The sequence below is a fragment of the Micromonospora sp. NPDC005206 genome, assembly GCF_040608175.1.
GTDB lineage: Bacteria > Actinomycetota > Actinomycetes > Mycobacteriales > Micromonosporaceae > Micromonospora.
Genome location: NZ_JBEXHU010000017.1, coordinates 6,662 through 32,928, shown reverse-complemented (window position 1 = coordinate 32,928; position 26,267 = coordinate 6,662). Strand labels below are relative to the sequence as shown.

Sequence of the window (26,267 nt, the reverse complement as noted above, 5' to 3'; positions counted from 1 at the left end):
GGCCACCGGCCGGACCCGGCCCCGGACGATCCGGAGGACGGGTCCGAGCGGCGATCCGTTCGGAAGCACCTGTCAGCGTCCGTCGTTCAGGGCCGGCAGGCTGCGCCGCCGCAGCAGGACCCGGGCCGGCACGGCACCCGCGACCAGCCCCAGTGCCGCGACACCGCCGAGCATCCCCGCGTACGTGCCAGCGTCGACGAACACCCGCAACGTGCCGTCCTGCGCGGCACTGAACGCGCCGACCACGATCCCGGTGACCAGTGCGCCCAGCACCAGCCCGACGGTGACCGTGATCACCGCCTCGCGGTCGACCAGCCGGTGCAGCTGCCCGGTCGTCGCCCCGGCCAGCCGCAGCTCAGCGAATTCGCGGCGGCGCGCGACGGTGGCGATGGCGAAGGTGTTGACGACCGCGATCGCCGTGAAGCCGAGGGAGACGACCACCATGAGCTCCCAGGCGCCCTGCTGGTTCTGCGCGTCACCGGCGGGTGCCGCACCGAGCGTGGGGGTCAGCCGCAGGCCGGGCCACGAGGCGGCGATCCGGCCCGGGACGTCGCCTCGGTAGCGCAGCCCGACCGTGCTGACCAGTCCGCGTGGGTCGTGTGCCGCCACCAGGTCCGCGGGCAGCGCCAGGTCGCCGAAGCCACGAGCCCGGGCGTACACCCCGGCGAGACGCAGGTCGACCTGGTGGCCGTCGGCGAGCCAGATCCGCACGTCGTCGCCCATCCGCCAGCCGTACTGACCGGTCAGGTACTCGCTGGCGGCGAACGTGCCCGTGCCGGGCAGCGTCCCGGCGCGCAGGTCGAGGTCGAGCGCGGCCTCGGTGCCGGCGATCAGCAGGCCCTGGCCGGCGAAGTCCTCGGGCTTGCCACCCTGCTCGACGATCGCCCGGGTCGGCAGCGTCGCCGCCGCACCGGTCACCCCGTCGAGAGCGACGAGCCGTTCGACGGTACCGAGCGGAAGCCCGCCCGGTGCGGTCACCTGCGCCGTCGCGGCCGCGGTCCGCTCCGCCTGTTCCCGCCCGGCCAGCTGGCCCAGCAGGGCGCTGTTGAGCAGCATGGTGGCGTTGATCGCGAACATGAGCACGAGCGGGACAGCGACCGCCGCGACCCGTCGCCGCTCGGCCCGGGTGACCAGGCCGGCCAGCCAGCCGGTCGCGCCGCCGGCGCCGACGAGGCGGGACACGGGCGTCGTCAGCGCCCGGACCAGCAGCGGTCCGAGGGCCGCGACCGTGCACAGCAGCAGGGCGGACGACACGAAGGTCATGCCCATTCCGAGCGGCCCGTCGAGCGGAACGAAGGTGAGCAGGGCGATCGCGCCGGCCGTGGTCACCAGCGCGACGCCTGTCCGGGGGACCAGTCCGCCGGTCGGTGCGCTCGCGGTCTCGGCGAGTGCCTGCGTCGGGGCGATCCGCACCGCTCGACGTCCGGCGATCCGGGCACCGATGAAGGTCACCAGCATCCCGGCTGCCGCGGCGGCGACGAGCACGATCACGTTGGTCCGTACGACGAACTGAGCCGGCACCGCGCCCAGCTCGCGGAACCGGGCGGCCACCACGTGGGCGAACACCACACCCAGCGGCGCGCCGGGGAGCGCGGCGGCCCCGGCGAGCAGGAGACTCTCCACGCCGAGGAGGCGGCGCAACTGACCGGGAGTCGCGCCGGCCGTGCGCAGCAGGGCCAGCTCGCGCAGCCGCTGGCGGACGCCGAGCGTGACCGTGCCCGTGAGGACGAAGACGGCCGCGAACGCGGTGATGCCGATGACGAACCCGAAGATCGAGATGGGTCCGATGTAGTCCGGCAGAGCACCGGGCAGGTCGGCCCGAACACGGTCGGCGCCGGTGAGCACCTTGGCGTTCCCGGCAACCCCCCGGACGGCGTCGCGGAGCGCGACCGGGTCGGTGCCGGGTCGGGTGAGGACGGCCACCGCGGTCGGACCGGGCAGCCCGGACACCGCGGCCACCTCGCCGTCGGCGACGAACAGCGCGCCCTGGGCGGGCAGCCCGTCCCGGCCGGCCGGCGCGGCGACGCCGGAGACGACCATGGTGTGGACCCCGGTCTTCGTGGTGACGACGAGACGCCCACCCACCACGGTGCCCGACCGCTGAGCCAGGTCGGCGTCGATGACCACCTGGCCCCGGCCGGGCGCCTCGCCGACGCGCAGCGCGTACGGCGTCAGCGGTGCGGAGGCCCAGCCGTGTCCGATCACCGGAGCCTCGTCGGCGCCGTGCAGTGGACGTCCGTCCGGCGTACTCGCCTGGATCGGAAAGGCGACGTCCGCGACCGCGGCCGCGACACCCGGGAGGCCACCCAGTCGGCTGGCGAGGTCCACCGGCAGCGAGCCGGCCCCGGTGAGCCGTTCGGACTTGACCTTCCGCTTGACCTTGACCTTGTCCTTCTTCTGCTTGGTGGTGACCTTCTCGAGGGTCACGTCGCGGTCGCCCGAAACGACGATCGGCGCTGCCGCGAACCGGTCGGCCGGCGGCTTCGCGGTGAGCACGGAGGCGAGCAGCAGGCCGCCGCCGGCGAGCAGGGCCACGGCCAACAGCGCGGCGAAGAACGTGCCGGCGTAGGCGCCACGGTGCTGGCGCAGGGTGCCGAGAGCGAGCCGCATCATCGGACGGTCACCGCCGTCATCTGCGCCGCGACCTTCTCGGCGGTCGGGTCGGCGAGTTCGGTGACGATCCGCCCGTCGGCGAGGAACACCGCGCGGTCGGCCCACGCCGCGGCGGCCGGGTCGTGCGTCACCATGACGATCGTCGTGCCGGTCTGGTCCACGGCCTCACGCAGCAGACCGAGCACCTCGCGGCCGGTCGAGAGGTCCAGCGCGCCGGTCGGCTCGTCGGCGAAGATGACCTCCGGCCGGCTGGCGAGCGCGCGGGCGAGCGCGACCCGCTGCCGCTGACCGCCGGACAGTTGGCCGGGCCGGTCGTCTTCCCGCCCGGTGAGCCCGACGCGGCGCATCACCTCCCGCGCCCAGTCCCGGTCCGGTCGTGTTCCGGCCAGCCGTTGTGGGAGCAGGACGTTGTGCCAGACCGACAGCGAGTCCATCAGGTTGTACGACTGGAAGACGAACCCGACCCGCTGCCGCCGTGCCTCGGTGAGCCGGGGCTCACGCAGCCCGCCGATGTCCTGACCGGCGAGGAGCACGCGGCCGCTGTCCGGCCGATCCAGGCCCGCCGCGCAGTGCAGGAGCGTCGATTTGCCCGAGCCCGACGGGCCCATCACGGCGCAGAACGAACCGGCCTCGAAGGCGACCGACACGCCATTCAACGCCCGGACACCGCCCCCGCCGGCATAGGTCTTCGTCACGTCGAGCACCTCGACGACCAGCCCGCGAGCGGGGGTCACATCGCTGTTTCGCATAGCGGAAAGCCTGGTCGAGGCGACGTTTCCGGACCACACGGCGACCCATGATCTCGGCGGTGGGGAAACCCCTACCGAGGGACCGGCCCGCCTCCGGGAAGGCCGGTCAGTGCGGCAGGCCGGTGCAGGCGACCTCGTCGATGGTGCACGCCGTGGGGGTGGAGCCGATCGACGAGCCGTTGACCCGGAACGTCACCCGTACCGAGGGGCTGCCGGGCACCTGCCCGGCGCTGCCGTCGGGCACGAACGTCCACACCGCACCGTCCTGGCTGGCCGTCGCGCCCTCGACCGAGCTGACGCGCAGCGATTCCCTGGGCAGGGTGATGGCCAGCTTCCACCGCGCCACCGGCGCCTCGCCGGGGTTGCTGATGGTCACGGCGGCGCCGTAGCTGAGCAGAGCGTTCTCCGCGATGGCGAAGTCGGCGCGCAGGGCGGCCGGTGTGGGTGGGGCCGTCACGGGGGTCGGCGCGGTCGTGCTCGTCGACGGCTCAGGGGTCGGCGGGGCTGCCGTGGCCTGCGGGGGCACCGGCCTCGTCGGGCTGGTGGCCGCCGGTCTCGCCTGCCCCGCCCTGGGCGTGTCGGTCGGCATAGTGCCCACCTGGTCGGCGGATGGCGGCGGGTCGAGGGCCACCGGTGTCAGCCCTTCCGGCGTGCGCAGCACCCCGATGACGGAGACCGCCGTGGCGATCAGCACCCCGAGGGCCGCGATGACGGCCACCCAGGTGGCCCGGGAAACGTCGCCCCGGCCGGTGAGCACCAGCCGTACGGACGCGGCGACGGCCACGATCCGGTCCAGCAGAACGATCACCACAGTTCGCCGTGGCTGGGGCGGTGTTGCCGGCACTACAGGTCTCCCGTTCAATTCGTCACCGGACACGCGCCTGCGCCCCCCGGTCGGGGGCCAACCGTCCAGTTCACAGCGCGCGAAGCCCGACGAGTATCGCCTCAAGCAGGTCCGCGGTCGGCAGCTCCGACAGCGCCGGCGGTTCGTGCGTCTCGATCAGCCCGGCCGCGAGCAGGTCACCGAGGAGAACCCGGACGGTCCCCAGGGGCAGGTCCAACTCGGCGCCGACCTCAGCCACCGACATCGGATGGTGGCACAGTTCGACGATCCGCGCCTGTTCGGGGAAGAGCGGCGCATCGGGTGTGACGCCCCGCCGGGCGACGACCAGTGAGATCAGGTCGAATCGCCCGCGATCGGATGCGGTGCGCCCGCCGGTCATCGTGTAGGGACGCGCCACCGGGCCGGCGTCGTCGTCGTACCAGGCCTCGTCAGCGGTGTCGGAGGTGTGCACCTGTGTCCCCGCTCCTCGCCGCGGAGGCTGGTTCCAGGGTGACGGGCAGGTGCCGCTCGGCCTGCCCCACGAACAGCGCCACCTCGTACGCCATGTCCCCGATCTCGGCCTCGTCTCCGGCGATCCGAACGGTGAGGATGGTCCCGTTGCGGATGGTGGCGACGAACAGGAACGCCCGCGACATCTGCACCACGATCTGGCGCAGGCCGCCCGCGTCGCAGGTCCGGGTGGCGGCCAAACCCAGCGCCAGTAGGCCGGCCACCACGCCGGAGATCTGCTCGGCCAGCTTCGCCTCGACATGCCGGGACCCGCCCAACGGCAGCCCGTCCGGAGAGAGCACCACGGCGAACTCCGCGCCACGCACCCGGGCGACCAGGCGGTCCAGGGCGCCGGTCAGGCTGTCTCCGGTGACCACTGCATGCGTCATCGATGTCTCCTTGCTGCTCTCGCGACCGGCAACTCGACGGTCTCGGGGCCGGGGGTGCCGGGTTCGGGCCCGGTCGGACCGGGTTGGCGGGTCCGCACCGGCAGCTCGCCGTGGTCGCCCGGGCCCGGCCCGTCGGCTCCGGCCCGGGCCGGTCGGTGCGCGGGGTCGGGGGGCGGCGCGGCCGGTCCGCCGACGGCTCCGGTGACCGTGACCAGCCTGGCCGGAAGGAGCACGACCGCGGTCGTCCCACCGCGCTGGCTGTGACGCAGGAAGACCCGTGCGCCGCAGCGGGCGGCGAGCACGGCGACGGTGTACAGCCCGGCCTGGCCGGCGGGCGGGCCGCCCGGGGGCGGGTTGCCGAGCAACCGGTTGGCCCCGGCCAGCGCGGTCGCGTCGAGGCCTGGGCCGTCGTCGACGACCAGGATGGCGCAGCCCTGCGGCCGGTGCTCGCCGGCGACCCGGACGGTGGTCTCCGTCGTCGAGAAGGCGAGGGCGTTCTCGATCAGCTCGGCCAGCAGGTGGATGACGTCCGTGACGGCGGGGCCGGCGAGCGACCAGGGCCAGTGCGGCGCGATCAGGACCCGGTGGTAGTCCGGCACCTCGGCGACCGCACCGCGCGCGACGTCGAGCAGGGGCACCGGATGCCGCCACCGGCGGGCCGGCGCCGCGCCGGCCAGGGCGATCAGCTTCTCCACGTTGCGCCGGACACGGGTGGTGAGGTGGTCGAGCCGGAACAGCTCGTCGGCCTCCTCGGCGGCCCGCTCCCGCCGCTGCATACCGTCCAGCAGACCGAGCTGATCACGTAGCAGGACCTGGTTGCGTCGGGTGAGCCGCAGGAACAGGTCCCGGGTGGCGTGCTCGGTCGCCGTGGCACCCCGGGGCCGGGCCGAGGTCTCGACGCCCGCTGAAGGGTCGGGGCCGGCGAGCGCCGCGCCGGCCGGTGGCTCCGGCCAGCGGCGGTCGATGCCCGAACGGGCCAGCTGGTCGGTCAGCCGGCGGACGGCGGCGGCCCAGCCCAGCAGGACCACGATCACCGCGATGAGGCCGAGCCCCACCACGGCGCCGGTACGCGCGACGATCACGGCGGCACCCGGCGTGGCCCGCTCGACACTGCTGCGGGCGGTCGTCGTCACCAGCTCGTGCAGCGCGCCGAGGGCGGCGTCCGCGGCCGCCCGCCAGGCCGGCCCGGTGATTCCGCTCAGGGGGTTCGCGCTGCCCGTTCGCAGCAGCACGTCCTCCAGGGCGAGCAGGTTCGCGAACCGCGGGCCCTGCGTGAGTCGCTGATGGTCTCCCGGGCCGTCGGCCGGCAGCCCGACGGTCGCCTCGGCGCCCGCGTACCGCTGGTTGCCGACCAGTTCGGCCAGGCGGCGCCGCTCGTCGGGTGAGATCCGGTCGCCGGCCAGGGCGGCGCTGACCAGGGTGTCCTCCCGGGCCAGCAGCTCCCGGGCGCGGGCCAGGCCGATCACCGCGCGGGTGTCGGCGGCGAGCGCACTCTCGTACGCGCCCCACTCCGGGCCGTACACGGCGAAGGCCGCGTCGACGAGCTGGTCGTACCCGTCGACCGCCTCGGCGCGGTCGAGCCGCTCGGCGTCCACCCGGGACCGGACGGCGCTCAGGCCGTTCAGCCGTCGACCGAGCTCGTCGGCCCGGTCGCGGACCGCGCCGGCGGTGAGCAGCCGGAGGTCACGGCCCTCGATGAACGCGCGGACCTCGGCGGCCGCCCGGTCGGTGCCCGCACGTGCCCCGGCCAGCGCGGTCCCCGGCCCCTCAGCGCCGGCGATCGTCTCGGCGGTCAGCCGACGCTCGGTCTGCAGGTTCAGGATCAGCCGGTCGATGGGCTGGCCCAGCGTGTCCGCCAGGGCCCGAACCCGCAGCAGGTCAGCCGCGTCCTGGACGCTCAGGTAGGCCGCGTACGACCAGAGCGTGACCAGCATCGCCGCCAGCGCGACGAGCCGGGTCCGCGTCCGCCGGTCCTCGGGCCCCGTCACGTTCCGCTCCGCTCGGCCGGCCGGCGTGGACCCTGTCGCCGCCTCATCGGGCCGTCCGTTGCGGCCACGGCTGGCCGGCCGCGTTGCTGGCGCGGTCGGCGACCATCGCGCGAAGCAGAGTCAGCAGCTCGGCGCGGTTGGCGCAGTTGAGCCGGTTGCGCATCCGGGCCACGTGGTGCTCCACGGTCTTGGCCGAGATGAAGAGCCGGTCGCCGATCTCCCGATAGGTCAGCCCGGCCAGCACCAGCTCGGCCACCTCGTACTCGCGGTCGCTGAGCCCCTGCTGGGTGGGGCCGGTGGTGGCGTCGGCGACCTGGGTGGCGCCCTCGCCGGTGGCGGGCCGCTGCCCGCCGTTGGCGCCGGCCGGGCGGCCCTGCAGGACTCGGGCGCACTCCAGCAGGCTGGTCATCGCGCGCCGGTCCGAGGTGCGGATCGCGGCCTGCCCGGCGAGGCGAGCGCCGTCCCAGCACAGCCCGGTGTCGTGCAGCCCCCGGGCGGCGGCCTCCACCCGGACCGGGTCGACCACACCCCGCAGCACCTCCACCCAGCTCTCGGCGGCCGCGGCGACCACGGCCGCGTACCGGCTGTGGCCGGCGGCGGCGAGCAGGGCGGCGACGTGTTCGTCGGCGGTCGCCGGCTCGTCGGTCAGGATCGCGGCGTGCAGCCCGCTCCAGTGCAGCGGGACGCTCCACAGTGCCGGCTCCCCGAGCCGGCCGAGCAGCGTTCGGCCCTCCCGCAGGTACGGCTCCAGGCGGGCCAGGTCACCCAGCCGGGCGCCCGCGATGGTCAGCTCGCCCAGCGGCAGCAGCGCGAACAGGTCGACGGGGTGCCGAACGACCGCCTCCAGCGCCTGCCCCCAGCCGCGCTTGAGCGCGCCGAGGTCGCTGTTGCGCCGGCCGATGCCCATCTGGAGCGCGGCGGCGAAGAGTTGGTCGCGTGACTCCAGCGGTCGCCCGTCGAGCGCGACCGTGGCGAGGTGTTCGGCCGCGGCGAGCGTCTGACCCCGGACCATCAAGATCCACGCCTGCAACAGCCGGTGACGGCGCGCCATCAGCGGGCCGCCGACACCGGCCGCGAGGGCCCGGTGCAGCACCCGTTCGGCGATCTCCAGCTCACCGCAGTGCACGGCGGTCAGGGCGGCCAGCGCGGCCGGACTGTCCGGCAGGAGCGCGGCCCGCCCGTCCGGTTCCAGCAGCGCGGCGGCCTGCACGAGCGCGGAGAGCGCCCCGGTGGGCGTGCCGGCGACGCTCTCCCGTACCCCGTCGGCCATCAGGCGGGCGGCGCTGGCGTGCAGCGTGGGTGGTTCGCCGGCCGGGTCGCCCGCCGGCGGCTCGGTGGCGGCGGCCAGGTCGCCGGTGGCGAGCCCCCCAACGGTGGCGAACGCGATCGACGAGGAGGTGCCCGCCCACCGGTACAGCTCCACGCTGCGGTCGGCGTGACCGCGGTGCGCCAGGGCGGTCGCGGCCACGATGGCGGCCTCGGTGCGGTCGGCGGGAGCGGCTGCGGCCAGGAGGCGGTCCGCCAGCCGCAGGGCGCCGTCGAGGTTGCCGGCGAGCGCGGCGGCGAGCGCCTGCCGGGCGCTGGCTGGCCACCCGGCCGCCGTGGCGGCCGCGAACAACTCGGCGGCGAAGGCCGGCTCATCGGCCAGTGCCTCCTCCGCGGCGGCTGCCAACGTCGGGGCCGGGCAGTCACCGAGCACGCCGACGGCGAGCAGTGACCGGACCAGGGGCAGCACCGCGCCGCCCCGCGCGAGCTGCAACTCGGTGTGCCGGCGCCAGACGGCGGTGCGGTCCGTCGCCGGGCTGAGCGCGGTGACGGCCCGCCGGACGATCGGTGCGAGCCGGCCATCGGCGCCGAGCAGCCCGGCCGCCCTGGTCGTCGCGATCAACTCGTCCACCGCCTCGGGCTCCCGGCCGAGGAGCGCGCCGAGCATGCTCACCGGCAGTGGCACGCCCGCCGCGACGGCGAGCAGCAGTCGACGGACATCGGCCGGCAGGACCTCCAGGTCCGGCCCGAACTCCAGGACGACGGACCGGGGTGGTTCGACCGGTACGCCGGCGCCGTTCTCCGGCCCGCGCAGTCCGCGGGCCAGCCGCTCGACGTCCCGGGGCACGCCGGCGGTCTGTGCGTGCACGAAGTCGACCAGGTCACTCCGCCGGCCCAGCTCGGGCACGGCGGCGAGGTGGGCCGCGGTCTGCTCCCGGGTGAACGCGGTGAGCAGCAGGGCCCGCCCGTCGCGACGCAGGGCGTCGGCCAGCTCCATGAGGGCCGCCGACCGGGGCCACGGGCGGTAAGCGACCACCAGCCGGTGCCGGCGGGTGGCCACCAGACGCAGCAGCGCCCCGAGCCGCGCGTCGTCGAGCAGGTGCGCGTCGTCGACCAGCACCAATGCGTCGGGGTCGACCGGTTCGCTCGGCTCCGGGACGCCCATCCGCACCGCGATGCCGGCCTGCTGGTGGACCCGCGCCAGCTCGGCGAGCAGCGCCGTCTTGCCATGGCCGCCCGGCCCGGCCAGGCCGACGGTGAGCGGGCCGGTCGGGTCCTCGGCGACCATCTCCAGCAGGGCTGTCGGCCCCTTGCCCAGGACCAGCCGGGACCCGGCGACGTCATTCATGATCATTAAGGTCATCCTTCGCGTCCCCGGCTTCGGGCCAGCGCCAGGCGGGACGCCTTCGGCAGTTCCAGTGGGAGGATCCGGACCGGGGGTCGGGGTGGCGGATCGCCCGGGACGATGGTGTCGTGGTGAGGGCGGCGCGTCGCCGGGATGGTGGCCCGGCCGGCGCCGGAGGTCGGCGCTGCTTCGCGTACCGGCTCCGGCGGGCGGGGGCGCGGCGACACCACCTGGCAGGCGGCCATCGCCGCCCCGGTGGCAGCGGTGAGTTGTGCGTCCGGCTCCACCTCGACGGGGACCGGGAGGGCCGCGGTGATCAGCTCGGTGACGAGCGGGATGCGGGCGGAACCGCCGGCGAGCAGGACGCCGTCGAGCTGCGCCGGCGCCAGGCCGGCGCCCTGCACGGTCCGGAGCAGGAGGTCCACGGTGGCCTGCACCGTCGGGCGGATCATGGCCTCGAACTGCGCCCGGGTCACCGGGACCCGCGCCGGGCCGGTCGGCAGGGCCAGCACCACATCGGCTGCGAGGTCGACGGTCAGCTCCCGCTTGACCCGGTCGCACTCGGCGAGGAGCCCGCGCAGGGCGGCCTGGGCGCCCCGGCGTGCGGTGCCGGCCAGCTCCCGGGCCAGCACGGTCCGTACGTGCCCGGCCAGCGCCTCGTCGAAGTCGGTCCCGCCGATCGGATCGAGACCCTGCGGGACGCCGAAGCTCTCGTACGTGCCGCGCGGGGTGCGGCGCACCAGGGCCGCCTCGAAGCTGTTGCCACCCAGCGCGTAGACGGCGGCCGTGGTGCCCGCGAACCCGCGCGCCGCGTGGCTCTCGGCCACCGTGACCGTGTGGGGCAGCAGCGTCACGTTGCGCAGACCGAGGTCGAACAGCGCCCGGTGCAGCAACTCCCGCCGGTACGGGCGCCAGCCCGCCGGGTGGCTGAGCACGATCGCGTCGGCCGGGCCGCCCTCGAAGGCGTACACCCGTTCCACCACCCACGTCGCCAACTCGGCGGTCAGCGTCTGCGGCGCACACGCTTCGCCGCCGAGCAGCAGCGGGACATCATCGCCGATCCGGCGGACGAAGTCCCTGGTGGTGCGGCTGCCGTCGTCGGTCACGGGCTCTCCGACGTGCAGCGAGCCGTCCTCCGACAGGTGCAGCACCGACGGTACGAGGGCCGAGCCGGCGTGCAGGGGGACCGCCTCGGGACGCGTCCAGGTCGTACCGTGTCGCCGCGCCACGGCGGCGGCGGTGTTGGTGTTTCCGATGTCTATCCCCAGGACGTACGGCATCCGTCTCATCTCTCCCCGTGAGTTGGCCGGCCGGTGGCGACCGCTTCGGCGCTGCCCGGCGACCCACCCCCGGCGAACCCCCGCGGGCTCCTACGTTCGTACCAGAGATCGCTCCCTGGTCGGGACCCTAATCTGACCGGGACGGTTTCCCCCAGTCCCCCTAACGTACGAGGCTGCGGAGACCCTAATGCAGCGGGACGGGATGCGGGCCGAGCCCCGATGTCCGGGGTGGCTCCGCGCAATAACGTCACTGTCGACGAACGACGGTCGCTGACGCCACATCCGAGGAGAAACCGGCACATGGACTCGAACCAGACCCTCCACGACTTCGTGCTCGACCTGCTGACGAACCCCGACGCGCGGTCGGCCTTCGACCTCGACCCGGAGGGCGCGCTGAACGCCGCGGGCCTCACCGACATCACCGCGGCCGACGTGCAGGACGTGGTTCCGCTGGTGGTCGACTACGCCCCGGGGCAGGGCCTGGCGCCGCTGTCCCCGGTCGGGCAGCTCGGGTTCGACCCGCTGGTGACCGACGCCACCGATGTGGTCGGCCAGCTCCAGAGCGTGGCGCAGCAGATCAGCATCACCAGTGCTCCCACCGGCCTGGACGTCAAGGCCGGCGTGCTGGGCGCCATCGCGGTCGATCCGGCAACGGTCGCCGCCGGGGTCACCGTGCTGCCCGGGATCGGCCTCGGCGTCGGCCCGAACGGGCTCGACACCGACCTGACGGGTGTGAACGACGTGGCGCACACCCTCGACGCCGACGTGGTCGCGCCGGTGGACGGCATCGTGGACCCGGTGCTCGGTGACGTCACCAGCACGGTGGGCAACCCGACCGGCCTGGTCGGCACCGCCGACTCGGGCCTGCACGGTGGCGACCTGACCGGTGGGCTCCTCTCCGGCACCGGCGGTCAGCTCGACGGCGTCGTCGGCTCCCTCGGTGTCGACGACACCCTGGGCGGGCTGGGCCTGGGTCACGGTGACGGTGTCGGCGGCGTGGTCCCGCCGCTCGACGTGCCGTCCGTGGTGGGCGGCGTTACGCACCAGGTGGACGGGCTTGTGCCCGGTGTCACCGGCACGGTCGGCGACGTGACCGGCGGCCTCACCGATGGCGTGCTGGGCGACTCGCACGACGGCGGGCACGCCGCGTCGGACAACGGACTGCTGGGCATCACCGGCGGTCTGCTCTGACGGGGATTCCCGGTAGGAGCGGGAGGCCGGATCGCCCTGGGCGGTCCGGCCCTCTCCGGTTCCACATCCGGTCCCTCTTGATAATTGAGCCGAAATCCGCACACTTGGTGCGGTGATGGCGGGGATCTGGTTGGACGTGCTGGACGAGATCGCCCGCACGTGCAACGCACACGGCCGAGGTGACCTGCTCCAGACGGTGCGGCAGAAGCGCGCCCAACTGCTGGATCCGAAGCTCCGCGTCCTGGTCATCGGCGAGCCGAACCAGGGCAAGAGTCAGCTGATCAACGCGATCATCAACGCGCCGGCGTGCCCGGTCGGCGACGGCCGCACCACCGTCCTGCCGACCGTGGTGCAGCACGCCGACGTTCCGTCCGCGGCCGTGATCCAGGCGCCGCCACCGGCTCCGGGCCGGCCCGCCGGCGCCGCGCCCGCGGCGATCCTCGAGCGATCGCCGGTGGCGCTCGACCAGGTCGCGGCGGGGGTGGCCGGCGCGGTCGGGCGTCGGCCCGGTGGTGGCCCGGCGTACGTCGAGATCGGGCTGCCCCGCGCCCTGCTCGGTGCCGGACTGGTGCTGGTGGACACTCCCGGCGCCGACGAGATCGCCGCGCTGGGCGGCAACGCTGCGGTCGCCGCTCCCACCCGCGCGGACACCGTGCTGCTGGTCTCCGACTCCACGCGGGAGCTCTCGGTCACCGAGTTGAACATGCTGCTGCACGTGATGCGTTCGCATCCGAACGTGGTCGTGGTGCAGAGCAAGACCGATCTCGTGGCGGACTGGCGCGCGATCGCCGAGCGCAACCGCCAGCACCTGGCCGACGCCGGTGTCCCCGCGCCGGTGATCCCGGTCTCGGCGGCCCTGCGGCTGCGCGCGGCCGCGGCGGACGACCGCGGCCTCAACGCCGAGTCCGGCTTTCCCGCGCTGATCGCCCGGTTGCAGCGGGACCTGTCCGGCAAGGCCGATCAGCTGGCCCGGGCCTCGGTGCAGGGGGTGGCCCGGACGGTGGTGGAGCAGCTGGCCGCGCCGCTGCGCGCCGAGCTGGCGACCCAGGAGGCCGCGGAGCAGTCCGGGCCGATCTCCCGGCTGCACGCGGCACAGCGTGAGGTCGACGAGCTGCGCCGCTGCTCCACCCGGTGGCAGAACACCCTCACCGACGAGATGGCCGACCTGCTCTCGGACATCGAGTACGACCTGCGCGACCGGACCCGGCAGATCCTGCGCACGGTGGACGAGGCGTTCGACACGGCCGATCCGCTGGTCGCCTGGGACACCTTCCAGGACTGGCTGGAGCGCAGCCTGGTGGAGGCGGCGGAGGCGAATCACGAGTGGCTGATCCAGCGCTGTGACTGGATAGCCCGGCGGGTGGCCGCCAACTTCGCCCGGTACGGCTACGACGTGTTGCCGCCCTGGTCGATGACGATGCCGGAGGACATCGGTGGCCGGCTGCCGGAGCTGGAACGGCCGAAGATCGACCGGTTCACCACGGGTCAGAAGCTGTTCACCGGCATGAAGGGCTCGTACGGCGGCATGCTGATGTTCGGTCTGGCGACGACGTTGGCCGGGATGCCGATGATCAATCCGGTCTCGGTCGGCATCGGGGCGCTCTTCGGCGGCAAGAGCATCCGCGACGAGAGCAAGCAGTTGCTGCGTCGCCGGCAGGCGACCGTCAAGACGGCGATCCAGCGGCATGTCGACGACTTCTTCGTCCGGATGATCAGGGACTGCCGGGACGCCGCCCGGCAGGTGCAGCGGATGCTGCGGGACCACTTCACGGGGCTGACCGAGGAGCTGCAGGAGGCCATCGTCCAGTCGTTCCGCAGCGCAAAGCAGGAGGCGGACACCGATGCCGCCCTGCGTGACCAGCGGCAGCGCGAGATCCGGCTGAAGATGACCCGGTTGGCCACGCTCTACGAGCAGGCTCAGCAGCTGAGCGGCACCCGCGCGGCCCCGGTGCTGCTGGAGCCTCGGGCGTGACCGTCGGGCTGCGGTTGGACGAGGCCGCGTGGGGGTTGCTGCACCAGGCCATCGACCTCTACCAGGACAATCCCCGGGTCGTCGGGCAGTTGCGGCATCAGGTGGCCCGGTTGGAGCAACCGTTGCGGATCGCGGTCGCGGGTCCCTGGCGTTCCGGCAAGTCGACGGTGCTGAACGCGCTGATGGGGGAGGAGGTCGCGCCGGTCGAGGGAGCCGACGGCGTCTTCACCTGGTACGAGGACGGCGTCGAACCGCGCGCCACCGCCTACCCGGCCGGCCAGCCTCCGCAGGAGTTGACGGTGGTCAAATCCGCGACCGGGATGCGGGTGGACCTCGGCTGGGGCGCGGGGGAGGTGCGGGACATCGTGGTGCGGTGGCCGACCCGGGCACTGCGCCAGGTGACCCTGATCGACACTCCGGCGGTCGCCGGCACCGGGGAGCAGGGTCGCGTGCCGGTGATGGACCGGGTGCTGCGGGACGCGGACGCGGTGTTGTACCTGACCCGCGATGGTCGCGACAGTGATCTGCGGGTGCTGGAGTCCGGCCGGGACAGTGCGGTCGGGCAGGCCGCGCCGGTGAATGTGATCATGGTGCTGTCCCGGGCCGACGAGACCGGTGGTGGCCGGATCGACGGGCTGCTCACGGCCCGCCAGCTCGCCCGCCGCCACCACCGGGATCCGCGGGTCGGCGCGCTCTGTGTGAACGTGGTGGCGTGCAGCGGGGCGATCGGTCTGGCGGGTCGGATGCTCAGCGAGTCGGACTTCGTGGCGCTCGCGACGCTGGCCCGGGTGCCCCGAGCGGAGCTGGAGCCGCACCTGCTCTCCGCCGACCGTTTCCTCGGTGGCGAGCTGCCGGTACGGCTGGACCCCGAGGTGCGCGCGGCACTGCTGGATCGGTTCGGGCTCTTCGGGATCCGGTTGGCGGCCGTCCTGGTCCGTAGCGGGTTCGACAGTCGGGTGAAGCTGTCCGCCGAACTCATCCGGCGTAGCGGGCTCACCGAGCTGCGCGAGTCGATGACCCGCTGCTTCATCGATCGCCGCGACACGCTGAAGGCCCGGTCGGCGTTGGCCGCTGTGGAGGCGCTGGTGCGCGCCGAGCCCGTCCGGGGCGCCGACGAGCTGGTCGGCACGATTGAGCAGATCCTCGCCGGTGCGCACGAGTTTCGGGAGCTTCGTCTGCTGGTGGCGTTACGCAACAGCCGGCTCGGGTTCGACGCCGAGCTGGTCGCCGAGGCGCAGCGGCTGATCGGTGGCGACGGCGTCGGGCTGGCGGCCCGCCTCGGCGTCGAGCACGAGGCGACGGTGCAGCGGCTCTGGGAGGTCGCCGCCGATGCGCAGTGGCGGTGGCGGGACCGGGCCGAGGACCCGCTGCTCCCACTGGCCCAGCGGCGCGGCGCGCAGGTCGTCGTCCGCAGCTGTGAGGGGATGCTCGCCGAGCTGGCCGCTGGCGGTCGGTGAGAACCGACGGCGTGGGACGCGGAGCCGTGTGGATCCGCGGACACCTGGTCGACCTGCCTGCCGGTCTACCGAAACCTTTTCGCAAGCTTTTCAGGGAACCCGACAGTCACTCGCGGACTCCGACCCCTGGCAGGCCAGGTGCCCAGTCTGCCCACGTAGGACGGTAAGGACGCCAGCGAAAGCGGTTCAGGTTTTACCCGCCTGACATCTTGCCGAAACCGTTTTCGTGCGCGACGCTAGCGGCGGAACGTGACATCCACCACCCCGGTCGCGGCGGTAACGACGTGCTGCACGAGCCGCGCCGGATCCGGCGGGAGGCGGGGGGCGCGATGAGGACCAGCGATCTCGCGACGTGCCGGATGGTCCGTAGTGGACCGGTCCGCACTGCTGCCGACCCGATCCGCGGGACCCGCCCGGCGGCCACCGTGATCGACCGCGGTGGCCGATGTCATCGCTCTGGTGTAGCGGCTGCGGCCCGCCCCGACGACACGAACGAACCAAGGAACCGGACTGATCCTCGCTCGCGGGACCCGCGTAGCGGCTTTCTCCGAACGATGAACCCCTAGGAGAGGAACCATGATTAGAACCTTGGGCAGGCGCACCGCTCTGCGTTCACTGGCAGGAGTCCTCGTGGCCGCGCTGACCGTGGCCACGGCCGCGTGCAGCAGCGACGACGGCGGCACGAGCGCGGCAGAGGCCGGCCCCAACGGCGTCGACGACGGCAGTGAGCTCACCCTGTGGACCCGCGCGCCGCTGGAGAAGCAGGCGAAGCTCCTCGTCGACGCGTACAACGCCGGCCACCAGAACACGGTCAAGCTGACCGTGGTTCCCAACGACGACTACGTCGCGAAGGTCGGCGCGGCCGCAGGCTCGGACGGCCTTCCGGACCTCTTCGCCGCGGACATCGTCTACGTGCCGAACTGGGTGAATCAGGGCCTCTTCCAGGACCTCAGCGCCAACATCGACGGCCTGAGCTTCAAGGACTCCATCAACAAGGGGCACCTCTCGGCCGGAACGGTGGACGGCAAGAAGCACGTCCTGCCCTTCGTGCTGGACCTGTCGATGCTGTTCTGGAACAAGCAGCTGTTCAAGGACGCCGGGCTGGACCCGGAGAAGGCCCCGGCGACGCTCGAGGAGTACGCCGCTGCCGCCAAGGCGGTCCAGGCGACCAAGAAGAACGGCGTCTACGGCACGGCGACCGGCCTGAACTGCGGAGGCTGCCTCGTCTTCACCTGGTTCCCGTCGGTCTGGGCCGGCGGCGGTGAGGTGCTGAGCGAGGATGGCACCGAGTCCAAGCTCGCCGACGACACCGCCCAGAAGGTCTACCGCACGTGGAACGACCTGTGGAAGTCCGGAGCCGTGCTGCCCGCCTCGGCCGGTGAGACGGGTCCGACCTGGACCGCCCCGTTCACCGAGGGCAAGGTCGGTCTGATGCTCTACCCGGCGACGCTGCTCTCCTCGACCCCGTTCGACGTCGGCGTGGCCCCGATCCCCGGCCCCAGCGGTGGTGGCTCCACCTTCGTGGGCGGGGACGGCATCGGCGTGTCGAAGGACTCGAAGAAGGCGGCTCAGGCCTGGAACTTCCTCGGCTGGATGATGTCCGAGGACGCCCAGGTCGAGGTGCTGGCGAAGAACAAGGACGTGGTGTCCCGCGCCGACCTCGCGGCCAACAAGTACGCCGCCGAGGACCCGCGACTGGTCACCATCAACGAGGCGGCCGGCAAGGGCGACACCCCCGTCGCGCTGAACTTCCAGCAGGCGTTCAACGCGCCGAACAGCCCATGGCTGACCCTCGTCCGCAATCAGGTGCTGAACGGCAGCGGCGACCTGCAGAAGGACAACGGCGAGATCACCGCCGTGCTCAAGCAGTAGCTGCCCATCGCGGGCGTGTGCCGACCAACGGCTTTCCCGGGCCGGCACACGCCCGCGGCGGGACACGTCCCCGCGTGTCCACGACCGCCCGCCGTCGACCGACCGAGAGGTTCCCATGAGAGTCACCGCACCGTCTCGCCCGCCCAGTGCGGCGACGCGGGGCCGTGCCCGCCCACGCGGCCGGCAGGCCCTGCTGGGCTGGCTCTACGCGACACCGACCGCGGTGTTCGTCGTGGCGCTGTTCGCCGTACCGCTGCTGCTCGTCATCAGGATGTCGGTGTCGAGATGGCCGCTGCTGACCGGCGACCAGGGGATCAACGCTCCCGACAACTTCGTGAAGGCGGTCAACCACCGGTTCTTCACCGACTCGGTGGTGTTCACCGTCAAGTACACCGTGCTCGCCACCGTGCTGCTCCTGGCCCTCGGCCTGGGGCTGGCCCTGCTCGTGCAGGAGTCGAGCCGGTGGAACAACCTGCTCCGTGCGTCGTTCCTGATTCCCAGCGCGCTCGGGCTGGCGTCGGCGTCCCTGTTGTTCTACGTGCTCTACTCGCCGTACGCGAGCCCGCTGGCGCCGGTGATGGACCGTCTCGGCGTCACCTTCCTCGGTTCACCGACCGCGGCGCTCATCTCGACGACCTTCCTCATCGTGTGGCGCTACGCGGGCTTCTACATGGTGCTCATGCTGGTCGGCCTCCAGGGCATCCCGGCGGACGTGTACGAGGCCGCCCGCGCGGACGGTGCCACCCGCTGGCAGACCTTTCGGAAGATCACCCTGCCCCTGCTGCGTCCGACCCTGGCGCTGACGACCGTGTTGTGCGTGACCGGTTCCCTGCTCGCCTTCGAGCAGTTCTACATCCTGACCAAGGGCGGTCCGGACAACAGCACGATCACCGTCGTCCAGCTCATCTACATGGTGGCGTTCCAGGGTCAGAACGACCTCGGTGTGGCGGCCGCCCTCTCCCTCATCGTGCTGCTGGCCCTGGTCCTCATCAACGCGCTGCAACTGCGCGCCTTCCGATCCGAGGAGAGCTGACCCCGATGATCGCCGTATCCCGTTCCCGCGTCGATCCCGGCGGAGCTCCGCCACCCGCCGCGGCGCCCGGTCGCCGCGGCGGACCCAGGGGCGTCACCATCGCCGGCATCGCGCTGCGCACGCCGTACTGGGTGTTCTCCGGCGCGGTCGGCCTCATCTTCCTGGCTCCGCTGCTCTGGACGGCGGTCGCCTCGGTGGGCCCGCGGGCCGGCACCAACCAGGTGGACGGCTGGGGCTTCGGCAACTACGAGACGCTGGCGAACTATCAGGCCGGCATCTGGCGCTACCTCGCGAACACGGCCTTCGTCGCCCTGCTCGCGGTCGCCCTGACGCTGCTGATCTCGCTCTTCGGTGGTTACGCGTTCGCCCGGTTCCGCTTCCCCGGCAAGAACATCCTGTTCCTGGTCACGCTCGCCATCCTGATGGTCCCGTACGCGACGTTGCTGATCCCGCTCTACGTGCTGCTCAACCAGGTGGGGCTGGAGAACTCCCTCGTCGGCGTGGCCCTCGTGCTCACGATGTTCCAGCTGCCGTTCTCCACCTTCCTGATGCGTATCTCCTTCGAGGCGGTGCCACGTGAACTGGACGAGGCCGCGATGGTCGACGGGTGCTCGACGTTCAGCGCTCTGTGGCGGGTGCTGTTGCCCGCGGTGAAGCCGGGCCTGATCACCGTCGGGCTGTTCGCGTTCCTCACCGCGTGGAACGACTTCATGGCACCGCTGATCCTCATCAACGACAGCGAGCGCATGACCCTTCCGCTCGCTGTGTCCAACCTGCGGGGCCAGGTCCAGGGTGTCGTCGACTACGGGGCGACCGAAGCGGGCGTCGTCGTTCTCGCCCTTCCGTGCATCGTCCTGTTCCTGCTGCTCCAACGACACTACGTGCGCGGCTTCATGTCCGGCGCGATGAAAGGATGACCATGAGCGGCACCGCACCTACGGCCGCCCCTGTCCTGCCGATCCGTGGCCGGCTCCGGCCGCTCGGGCTGGACCAGGTCCGGATCACGGGGGGATTCTGGGCCGAGCGTCAGTCGATCAACGCCGCCGCGACTCTGCCGCACATCGCGCACTGGCTCGAGCGTGCGGGCTGGATCGGCAACTTCGACCGTGCCGTGCGGGGCGACCTGTCACGCGATCGCCGTGGACGCGAGTTCTCCGACTCGGAGATCTACAAGTTCCTGGAGGCGGCGGCGTGGGAGATCGGCCGGACCGGCGATGCGGGGCTCGAGTCGCGGTTTCGCGCCTTCGTGCGACGGGTGGCCGCGGCGCAGGAGGCCGACGGTTACCTCAACACCAGGTTCGGTCGCCCGGGGCAGGCGCCCCGGTGGTCCGACCTCGAATGGGGTCATGAGCTCTACTGCGTCGGTCATCTCCTGCAGGCCGCGGTCGCCCGCGCCCGAACGCGTCCGGGTGCGGACGACGGGCTGTTCGAGGTCGCCCGCCGTGCCGCCGACAACGTCTGCGAGACCTTCGGGCCGGACGGCGTCGACGGCATCTGCGGGCACCCGGTGATCGAGACCGCGCTGGTGGAGTTCGCCCGGGTCACCGGTGACGACCGCTACCTGACCCAGGCCGCGCTCTTCGTCGACCGGCGGGGTCACGGCCGGCTCAGCGATGTGGAGTTCGGGCGGGAGTACTTCCAGGACGAACGGCCCGTCCGGGAGGCGACGGTCCTGCGAGGGCACGCGGTACGGGCGAACTACCTCGCGGCCGGCGCCGCCGACGTCGCCGTCGAACTGAAGGACGCCAGCCTGCTGGACGCGGTGCGCACCCAGTGGAGCAACGGGTTGGCCCGGCGCACGTACGTCACCGGCGGGCAGGGCTCCCGGCATCAGGACGAGGCGTTCGGCGAGGACTGGGTGCTGCCTCCCGACCGTGCCTACTCCGAGACCTGCGCCGGCGTCGGCTCGGTGATGCTCGCGTGGCGGCTGCTGCTCGCCGACGGCGACCCCCGGTACGCCGACGTCATCGAGCGGACGCTGTTCAACGTGGTGTCGACCTCGCCGTCGGCCGACGGACGGAGCTTCTTCTACACCAACACGCTGCACCGCCGCGAGCTCGGCAGCCTTCCCGACGCCGACCGGCCCAGCCTGCGCGCGGCGGCTTCGCTGCGGGCGCCCTGGTTCGAGGTCTCCTGCTGCCCGACCAACGTCGCCCGCACCCTGGCCAGCCTGGCGGCCTACGTCGCGACGTCCGACGACGAGGGTCTGCAACTGCACCAGTACCTGCCGGGCACCGTCGAGCACCGCCTCGCCGACGGGCGCGACCTGTGCGTGCGCATCGCGACCGACTACCCGCACAGCGGGCAGGTCCGGGTGCGGATCGAGAGCGACGACGACCGCCCCTGGTCGCTGTCGTTGCGGGTGCCCGGCTGGGCGGGCCAGGGTGCGACGCTGACCGTCGACGGAGAAACCCGTGCGGTCGGTCCCGGCCTCGTCACGGAGAACCGGACGTGGCGACGGGACGACGAGGTCGTTCTGTCCCTGCCGATGGCGCCCCGGTTCACCTACCCGGACGCCCGCATCGACGCGGTCCGTGGCTGCGTCGCGGTGGAGCACGGCCCCCTCGTGCTCGCCCTGGAGTCGGTGGACGTGCCCGACGTCGAGACGGTCGACGAGCTCCGCGTCGACACCAGCCAACCGCCCCGCCTCGTCGACGGCCGCGTCACCGTGCAATGCCGGCGCGTCCATCCACGCGAGCACGACTGGCCGTACCGGACCGACGCGGCCGAGTCGGCGCCGGTGGTCGACGAGGGCGTCGACGAGGTGGCGCTGGTGGAGTACCACGACTGGGCCAACCGAGGGCCCTCGACCATGCGCGTCTGGCTCCCGACAGAGCATTGACGAGATGTCAGGGGCCGACCGGCTCCCTGATGTTAGCGCTAACGCCCGTACGCGCCTCGCCCGTTCAGCCGCACCGACGACAGGGAGGAAACGACATGATCCATAGAAGAGTGAGGAGGGTGCCCCTCTGGGCCGCCCTGGGCGCGCTGGTGCTGGGAGGGGCGGTCGGCGTACCGTCTCCGGCCCACGCCGCCAGCCCGGTCCTGCCGGGCAACGAGGGTGACGTCGGGGTCTACACCAACGGGCAGAACCATGCCATGGAGATCGGCGACCCGACCTACAGCAACGTCGGTGACGTCGCCAACCAGCTCAAGCCCGGCGTGCCGTTCACCGCGGGGAACATGCACCAGTCGATCTTCGAGAAGGACCTGGCCGCCGGCGGCACGGACTACTACCTCGACCGCGTGCTGGGCGTCCCCGGAACGATCGGGTCGGCGGTGCTGATGAGCCGGGGCCGTTCTCTCTACATGCGCGGCGCGAGCAACAACAACTTCACCGTCATGGGCTTCGCCGGCAGCGCGTACGTCGGTGGCCCGAACAACCTCGGCAACCTGTACACCGTCACGGTGCCCGGGCAGACCGTCGCCGAGGTCAACGCCAACCGGTTCAACGCGCCGAGCCACGCGAAGAGCCGGTACACGATCGGGACCACCGGAGTCACCGCCAACCAGACCAAGTTCATCACCGAGGACAACGTCGCCGTCACCGCCCTCGACTTCGACAACCCCGGCGACGCGTCGGCCACCTTCACCGTCCGCGCCGCGTCCCCGCTGGCCACCCAGGCCGGACCGGGCGCCGCCGCGCTGACCGGCACGCGCACCATCACCAGTGGCGCCAACAACGGGCTCGTCGACACGGCGTGGGATTCGATCAGAGTCGACGTCACCGGTGCCGGCTTCAGTCGTACCGGAGCGAACCTGGACCGCGAGATCACCGTGCCGGCCGGCGGCTCGGTGTCGCTGTCCGTGGTCGGCGCCGTCTCCTCGGCCAGCCTGACCAGGGCCGTGCAGAGCTACCAGGAGTACGCCGAGATGTCGCCGGCCACGGCCGTGCGCACCGGCATCACCGCCTTCAACCGCCGCTGGGCGCAGGACGTGCCCTACATCAACGTGCCCGATCCCGCGCTGGAGAAGGCCATCGTCTACCGCTGGTGGGGCGAGCGGTACAACACCCTCGACGCCAACGCGCCCGGCCACGTCTACCAGTACCCCACGACGATCGAGGGGGTGAACCTCTACCAGAACGCCGTGGCGCTGACCCAGCCGATGCACCTGCAGGACACCAAGTGGCTGCGCACGCCCTACCTGCCGTACGGCCAGGTCCTCAACATCGGCGAGCTGTCCGGCTCGTCGGCCTTCCTCGACAGCCCGGGGCACACGAGCTGGAACAACCACTACTCGCAGTACATCGGCACCGCCGGGCTCGAGGCCTACAACGTGCACGGCGGCGGCAAGGAGATCGCCCGGAAGTTCGCCCGCTACTTCGAGGGCGACGGCGTCGGTCAGCTCGAGCACTACGACGGCAACGACGACAAGCTCATCGCCTACGACACCAACTACATGCCGGGCAACGACGCCGACGCGATCACCTTCGGCTACCCGAAGAGCAACGCCGGCGCACCCGGGGCGCGCACCATCGAGCGCCCCGAGTCGGCGTACGTGTGGGGCGCGTTGGACGCCGCCCGCCAGCTCTACCAGCTCGCCGGCGCCGACCAGGGCAAGGTCGACGAGATGGCCGGCGGCGCCGACGCGATCCGCGCGGCGATCCTCGACCGGCTGTGGAGCCCCGACATGCGGATGTTCCTCGCCGGCACCTCCCACGGCGCCACCAGCGCGGCGAGCGCCAACGGCCGGCCCAACCCGCTGCCCGCGACGTCCCGCGACCTGATCCCGGCCCGGGAGTCGAACCTCTACGACGTCTACGCCGAGAACCTCATCCCGTACGACCAGTGGCAGAACTACGTCGACGGGTACCGCTTCCTGACCTACGGCGACAACTTCCCGATCTTCCCGTTCTACACCGCCAACCAGTACGACCGGACGGCCTACGGGATCGGCGGCTCCAACAACTTCTCCAACATCAACTTCACCGTGCAGTACCGCGGAGTCCGCTCGGCGCTGCGCCACTACGACCCGGAGCAGAAGTACATCACCCCGGCGTACGCCAAGCGGCTGCTGGACTGGATGGCCTGGAGCATCTACCCCAACGCGGACCTGCGCGCCCCGAACCAGGCGGAGTACTACTCCAACTGGAACCCGACCGCGAAGACCTACAACCGCAACAACCCGAACCACGTGATGCTCGGCAACATGAACTACATCTTCGTCGAGGACATGGCCGGCCTCCAGCCGCGCTCCGACGACAAGATCGAGCTATCGCCGATCAAATTCGGCTACGACCACTTCATGGCCAACAACCTGCGCTACCACGGGCAGGACGTCACCATCGTCTGGGACCCCGACGGCAGCAAGTATGGCCTGGGCGCCGGCTACAGCCTGTTCCTCAACGGCGAGAAGAAGGTCAGCACCGACAAGATCGGCAAGCTCACCTACGACCCGCGCACCAACCAGGTCCAGGCCGAGGCCGGCCTGACCGTCACGTTCACCGCGACGACCGGGGCCGACGTCCCGAGCGCGGTCGACACCCCGATCGAGGACACCCGCGTCGTCGAGTACCTGAAGACGGCCGGCATCGACCTCACCGAGGACGCGCCGAACCTGGCCGCGGGCGCCAACCTCAGCTCGTCGTACACCCAGCAGGGCGTGCGGCCGACGCCGTGGCGGCAGTTCCACACGCCCGGCTGGAGCACCACCTCGATGAACTACACACCCGGCGCCATCAAGGAGACCGAGCGGCCCGTGTCGCTCGCGGCCGTGACCGACGGCGTCACCGCCAACGAGCCGTACTGGGGCAACTACGGCACGACCGACAAGAACGGCTACATCGAGCTGGACCTCGGGTCGGCGAAATCCTTCGACAACGTCAAGGTGTACGCCGTCAGCGACCGCCAGGCCGGGGGCTACCGCGAGCCCGCGCGCTGGTGGGTGCAGGTGCCCGACGGCGACGGCGGCTGGAAGGAGGTACCGGGCCAGTTCAAGAACCCGACCGTCCCGTCGGCGAAGTTCAACGAGGCGTTGTTCGACACCGTGACGTCGAGCAAACTGCGCATCGCCTTCACCAACAACCCGACGTTCTACACGGCGATCTCCGAGGTCCAGGTCTTCGACTCGGGACGCGACGTACCGGAGGTCTCCAACCAGGCCCCCGTGGTCACCGCCGCGCGCGACGGCTCGGCGGACGGCAACCTGTCCACCAGGCTGGTCGGCACGGCGTCCGACGACGGCATCCCCTACGACAGCGAGCTCACCTTCGGCTGGGAGACCGTCTCGGCCCCGCCCGGAGCGGGCGTCATCTTCTCCGACCCGAAGGCACTGACGACCCGGGTGACCGGCACGGTCGAGGGTGACTACGTGTTCCGCCTCTTCGCCAGCGACGGCGAGAAGCGGTCGGAGGCGACCGTGGCGGTGACCCTCGCCAAGCGGGAGGTGGTCGCCGAGTTCGGCTCCTCGGCGACGGTCAGCACCAGCGGCACCGCGTCGTGGGAGAACCACCAGCGGGTCAAGGAGAGCACCACCCCGAACAGCTCGAACCCGGGTGCCGGGAACGGCTGGGGCAACTGGGGCCAGACACAGAACGGCACCAGCCCGGAGCGGGAGGCGTGGATCCAGTACCGGTGGACCGCACCGGTGCGGCTGTCGTCGACCGACATCTACTGGTACGACGACAACGGTGGCACCCGCCGGCCCACGGGCACGACGTACGCCATCGAGAGCTCCGCGGACGGCACCACCTGGACGCCGGTCACCCTCACCGGGGACTCGACGTACGCCGACGGGCTCGCCACCAACACCTACAACCACTTCGACTTCCAACCGGTCACGACCAGCTATCTGCGCATCCGCATCTGGGGCCTCATGGGCAGCGGCGCCGGCACCGGCGTGCTGCGGTGGCGTGCCAACGGCGAGACCGTCGACTCGGTGCGCTCTCCGGTGCTCATCCGGACCACCGTGGGCGCTGTGCCCACCCTGCCGAGCACGCTCGACGCGGTCTACGCCAGCGGTGCGCGCGGCACCGTCGCCTTCAACTGGCAGGAGATAACGCCGGCGATGGTCGCGGAGACCAACGTCGAACCGTTCGTGGTCTACGGCACGAACGACGCGTACGGCCTGATCGCCGAGGCCCGCGTGTACGTGCGTCCCGAGACAGCCCCGGGCGGCATCTCGATCCAGGGCGCGGAGACGTTCGAGCGCTCCGTCGACGTGGGCGAGCTGCCCCACCTGCCGGACAAGGTGGAGGTCTCCTACAACGACGGCTCCCGCGACAACCAGGCCATCGGCGTCGACTGGGAGTTCGACGAGGACATCGTCGACACCCCCGGCCGCTACACCATCATCGGCAACCTGATCCTGCCCGACTACGTCAGCCAGGCCGGCGCCACGCGGACCACGCTGACCCTCACCGTGGGCGACCCCCCGGAGACCCCGACGTGGGACGTCGAGGTGCAGGCGCGCACCCAGTGCATCGGCACCCGCGCCTACGTCTCGGTCAACGCGCGCAACGCCGAGGACGTGCCGCTCACCATCGAGCTGATCACGCCGTACGGCTCGCGCACGGTGTCCGGCGTCGCCCCCGGCAAGTCCGCCTACCAGGCGTTCACCACCCGCGCCGAGTCGGTGCCGGCCGGGGTCGCGACGGTGAAGGCCACCGGCAGCGTGGACGGCCAGCCGGTGACGGCGGCGTTCGAGGCGCCGTTCGGCGCGCTCGCCTGCGGCTGACCCTTCGTGGTGGCGGCGCCCCCCCCCCCCCCCCCCCCACCACACCCAAAACAGAGTGAAAATCCAACAAAAAAACAACCCGGGAGCCGCCGCCCCCCCCCC

General features: G+C 72.2%; 16 protein-coding genes. 8 read left to right on the top strand and 8 right to left on the bottom strand.

The window, feature by feature from the left end:
• Window positions 1-72 precede the first annotated feature (72 nt).
• From ABZU69_RS25035 to ABZU69_RS25000, 8 genes are all read right to left on the bottom strand, one after another.
• Complete coding sequence (locus tag ABZU69_RS25035) at window positions 73-2,610, bottom strand: ABC transporter permease (RefSeq protein WP_354966780.1); 2,538 nt, start codon at window positions 2,608-2,610, stop codon at window positions 73-75.
• On the bottom strand, window positions 2,610-3,362 hold the full coding sequence (locus tag ABZU69_RS25030) for an ABC transporter ATP-binding protein (protein ID WP_354966779.1): 753 nt from the start codon (window positions 3,360-3,362) through the stop codon (window positions 2,610-2,612). The genes ABZU69_RS25035 and ABZU69_RS25030 overlap by 1 nt, the downstream gene beginning before the upstream one ends.
• A 106-nt stretch (window positions 3,363-3,468) precedes the next feature.
• On the bottom strand, window positions 3,469-4,170 hold the full coding sequence (locus ABZU69_RS25025; RefSeq protein ID WP_354966778.1) for a cellulose binding domain-containing protein: 702 nt from the start codon (window positions 4,168-4,170) through the stop codon (window positions 3,469-3,471).
• Window positions 4,171-4,276: 106 nt separating this feature from the next.
• A complete protein-coding gene (locus ABZU69_RS25020; protein WP_354966777.1) occupies window positions 4,277-4,657 on the bottom strand; it encodes a DUF742 domain-containing protein in 381 nt (126 codons plus the stop codon).
• Window positions 4,635-5,084 carry a roadblock/LC7 domain-containing protein gene (locus ABZU69_RS25015; protein ID WP_354966776.1) on the bottom strand — a complete coding sequence of 150 codons (450 nt, stop codon included), beginning with the start codon at window positions 5,082-5,084 and terminating at the stop codon, window positions 4,635-4,637. The genes ABZU69_RS25020 and ABZU69_RS25015 overlap by 23 nt, the downstream gene beginning before the upstream one ends.
• Complete coding sequence (locus ABZU69_RS25010) at window positions 5,081-7,072, bottom strand: nitrate- and nitrite sensing domain-containing protein (protein WP_354966775.1); 1,992 nt, start codon at window positions 7,070-7,072, stop codon at window positions 5,081-5,083. Before ABZU69_RS25010 ends, ABZU69_RS25015 begins: the two co-directional genes overlap by 4 nt.
• A gap of 43 nt (window positions 7,073-7,115) precedes the next feature.
• Complete coding sequence (locus ABZU69_RS25005) at window positions 7,116-9,692, bottom strand: LuxR C-terminal-related transcriptional regulator (RefSeq protein ID WP_354966774.1); 2,577 nt, start codon at window positions 9,690-9,692, stop codon at window positions 7,116-7,118.
• A 5-nt stretch (window positions 9,693-9,697) separates the two neighbouring features.
• Window positions 9,698-10,963, bottom strand: a complete 1,266-nt coding sequence (locus ABZU69_RS25000; protein WP_354966773.1) for an Hsp70 family protein — start codon at window positions 10,961-10,963, stop codon at window positions 9,698-9,700.
• A 300-nt stretch (window positions 10,964-11,263) separates the two neighbouring features.
• On the opposite strand from ABZU69_RS25000, the gene ABZU69_RS24995 reads away from it, so the two are divergent.
• The 8 genes from ABZU69_RS24995 (at window position 11,264) to ABZU69_RS24960 (ending at window position 26,165) form a co-directional block, all read left to right on the top strand.
• A complete protein-coding gene (locus ABZU69_RS24995; RefSeq protein WP_354966772.1) occupies window positions 11,264-12,154 on the top strand; it encodes an IniB N-terminal domain-containing protein in 891 nt (296 codons plus the stop codon).
• 115 nt (window positions 12,155-12,269) lie between these two features.
• Window positions 12,270-14,126, top strand: coding sequence for a dynamin family protein (locus tag ABZU69_RS24990; RefSeq protein WP_354966771.1), 1,857 nt, complete (start codon window positions 12,270-12,272; stop codon window positions 14,124-14,126).
• Complete coding sequence (locus tag ABZU69_RS24985) at window positions 14,123-15,583, top strand: GTP-binding protein (protein WP_354966770.1); 1,461 nt, start codon at window positions 14,123-14,125, stop codon at window positions 15,581-15,583. Before ABZU69_RS24990 ends, ABZU69_RS24985 begins: the two co-directional genes overlap by 4 nt.
• A gap of 630 nt (window positions 15,584-16,213) precedes the next feature.
• Window positions 16,214-17,455, top strand: a complete 1,242-nt coding sequence (locus ABZU69_RS24980) for a sugar ABC transporter substrate-binding protein (protein ID WP_354966769.1) — start codon at window positions 16,214-16,216, stop codon at window positions 17,453-17,455.
• Between the two features lie 115 nt (window positions 17,456-17,570).
• A complete protein-coding gene (locus tag ABZU69_RS24975) occupies window positions 17,571-18,488 on the top strand; it encodes a sugar ABC transporter permease (protein ID WP_354966768.1) in 918 nt (305 codons plus the stop codon).
• A gap of 5 nt (window positions 18,489-18,493) precedes the next feature.
• A complete protein-coding gene (locus tag ABZU69_RS24970) occupies window positions 18,494-19,405 on the top strand; it encodes a carbohydrate ABC transporter permease (RefSeq protein ID WP_354966767.1) in 912 nt (303 codons plus the stop codon).
• Between the two features lie 2 nt (window positions 19,406-19,407).
• Window positions 19,408-21,330, top strand: coding sequence for a beta-L-arabinofuranosidase domain-containing protein (locus ABZU69_RS24965; RefSeq protein ID WP_354966766.1), 1,923 nt, complete (start codon window positions 19,408-19,410; stop codon window positions 21,328-21,330).
• Window positions 21,331-21,440: 110 nt separating this feature from the next.
• Window positions 21,441-26,165, top strand: coding sequence for an Ig-like domain-containing protein (locus tag ABZU69_RS24960; RefSeq protein ID WP_354966765.1), 4,725 nt, complete (start codon window positions 21,441-21,443; stop codon window positions 26,163-26,165).
• Window positions 26,166-26,267: the final 102 nt, after the last annotated feature.

What these genes read in the sequence shown, in the direction of transcription:
- ABZU69_RS25035 (WP_354966780.1), bottom strand. Translation starts at nt 2,610, where the DNA reads ATGCGGCTCGCTCTCGGCACCCTGCGCCAGCACCGTGGCGCCTACGCC.
- ABZU69_RS25030 (WP_354966779.1), bottom strand. Translation starts at nt 3,362, where the DNA reads ATGCGAAACAGCGATGTGACCCCCGCTCGCGGGCTGGTCGTCGAGGTG.
- ABZU69_RS25015 (WP_354966776.1), bottom strand. Translation starts at nt 5,084, where the DNA reads ATGACGCATGCAGTGGTCACCGGAGACAGCCTGACCGGCGCCCTGGAC.
- ABZU69_RS25005 (WP_354966774.1), bottom strand. Translation starts at nt 9,692, where the DNA reads ATGATCATGAATGACGTCGCCGGGTCCCGGCTGGTCCTGGGCAAGGGG.
- ABZU69_RS25000 (WP_354966773.1), bottom strand. Translation starts at nt 10,963, where the DNA reads ATGCCGTACGTCCTGGGGATAGACATCGGAAACACCAACACCGCCGCC.
- ABZU69_RS24995 (WP_354966772.1), top strand. Translation starts at nt 11,264, where the DNA reads ATGGACTCGAACCAGACCCTCCACGACTTCGTGCTCGACCTGCTGACG.
- ABZU69_RS24990 (WP_354966771.1), top strand. Translation starts at nt 12,270, where the DNA reads ATGGCGGGGATCTGGTTGGACGTGCTGGACGAGATCGCCCGCACGTGC.
- ABZU69_RS24975 (WP_354966768.1), top strand. Translation starts at nt 17,571, where the DNA reads ATGAGAGTCACCGCACCGTCTCGCCCGCCCAGTGCGGCGACGCGGGGC.
- ABZU69_RS24970 (WP_354966767.1), top strand. Translation starts at nt 18,494, where the DNA reads ATGATCGCCGTATCCCGTTCCCGCGTCGATCCCGGCGGAGCTCCGCCA.
- ABZU69_RS24965 (WP_354966766.1), top strand. Translation starts at nt 19,408, where the DNA reads ATGAGCGGCACCGCACCTACGGCCGCCCCTGTCCTGCCGATCCGTGGC.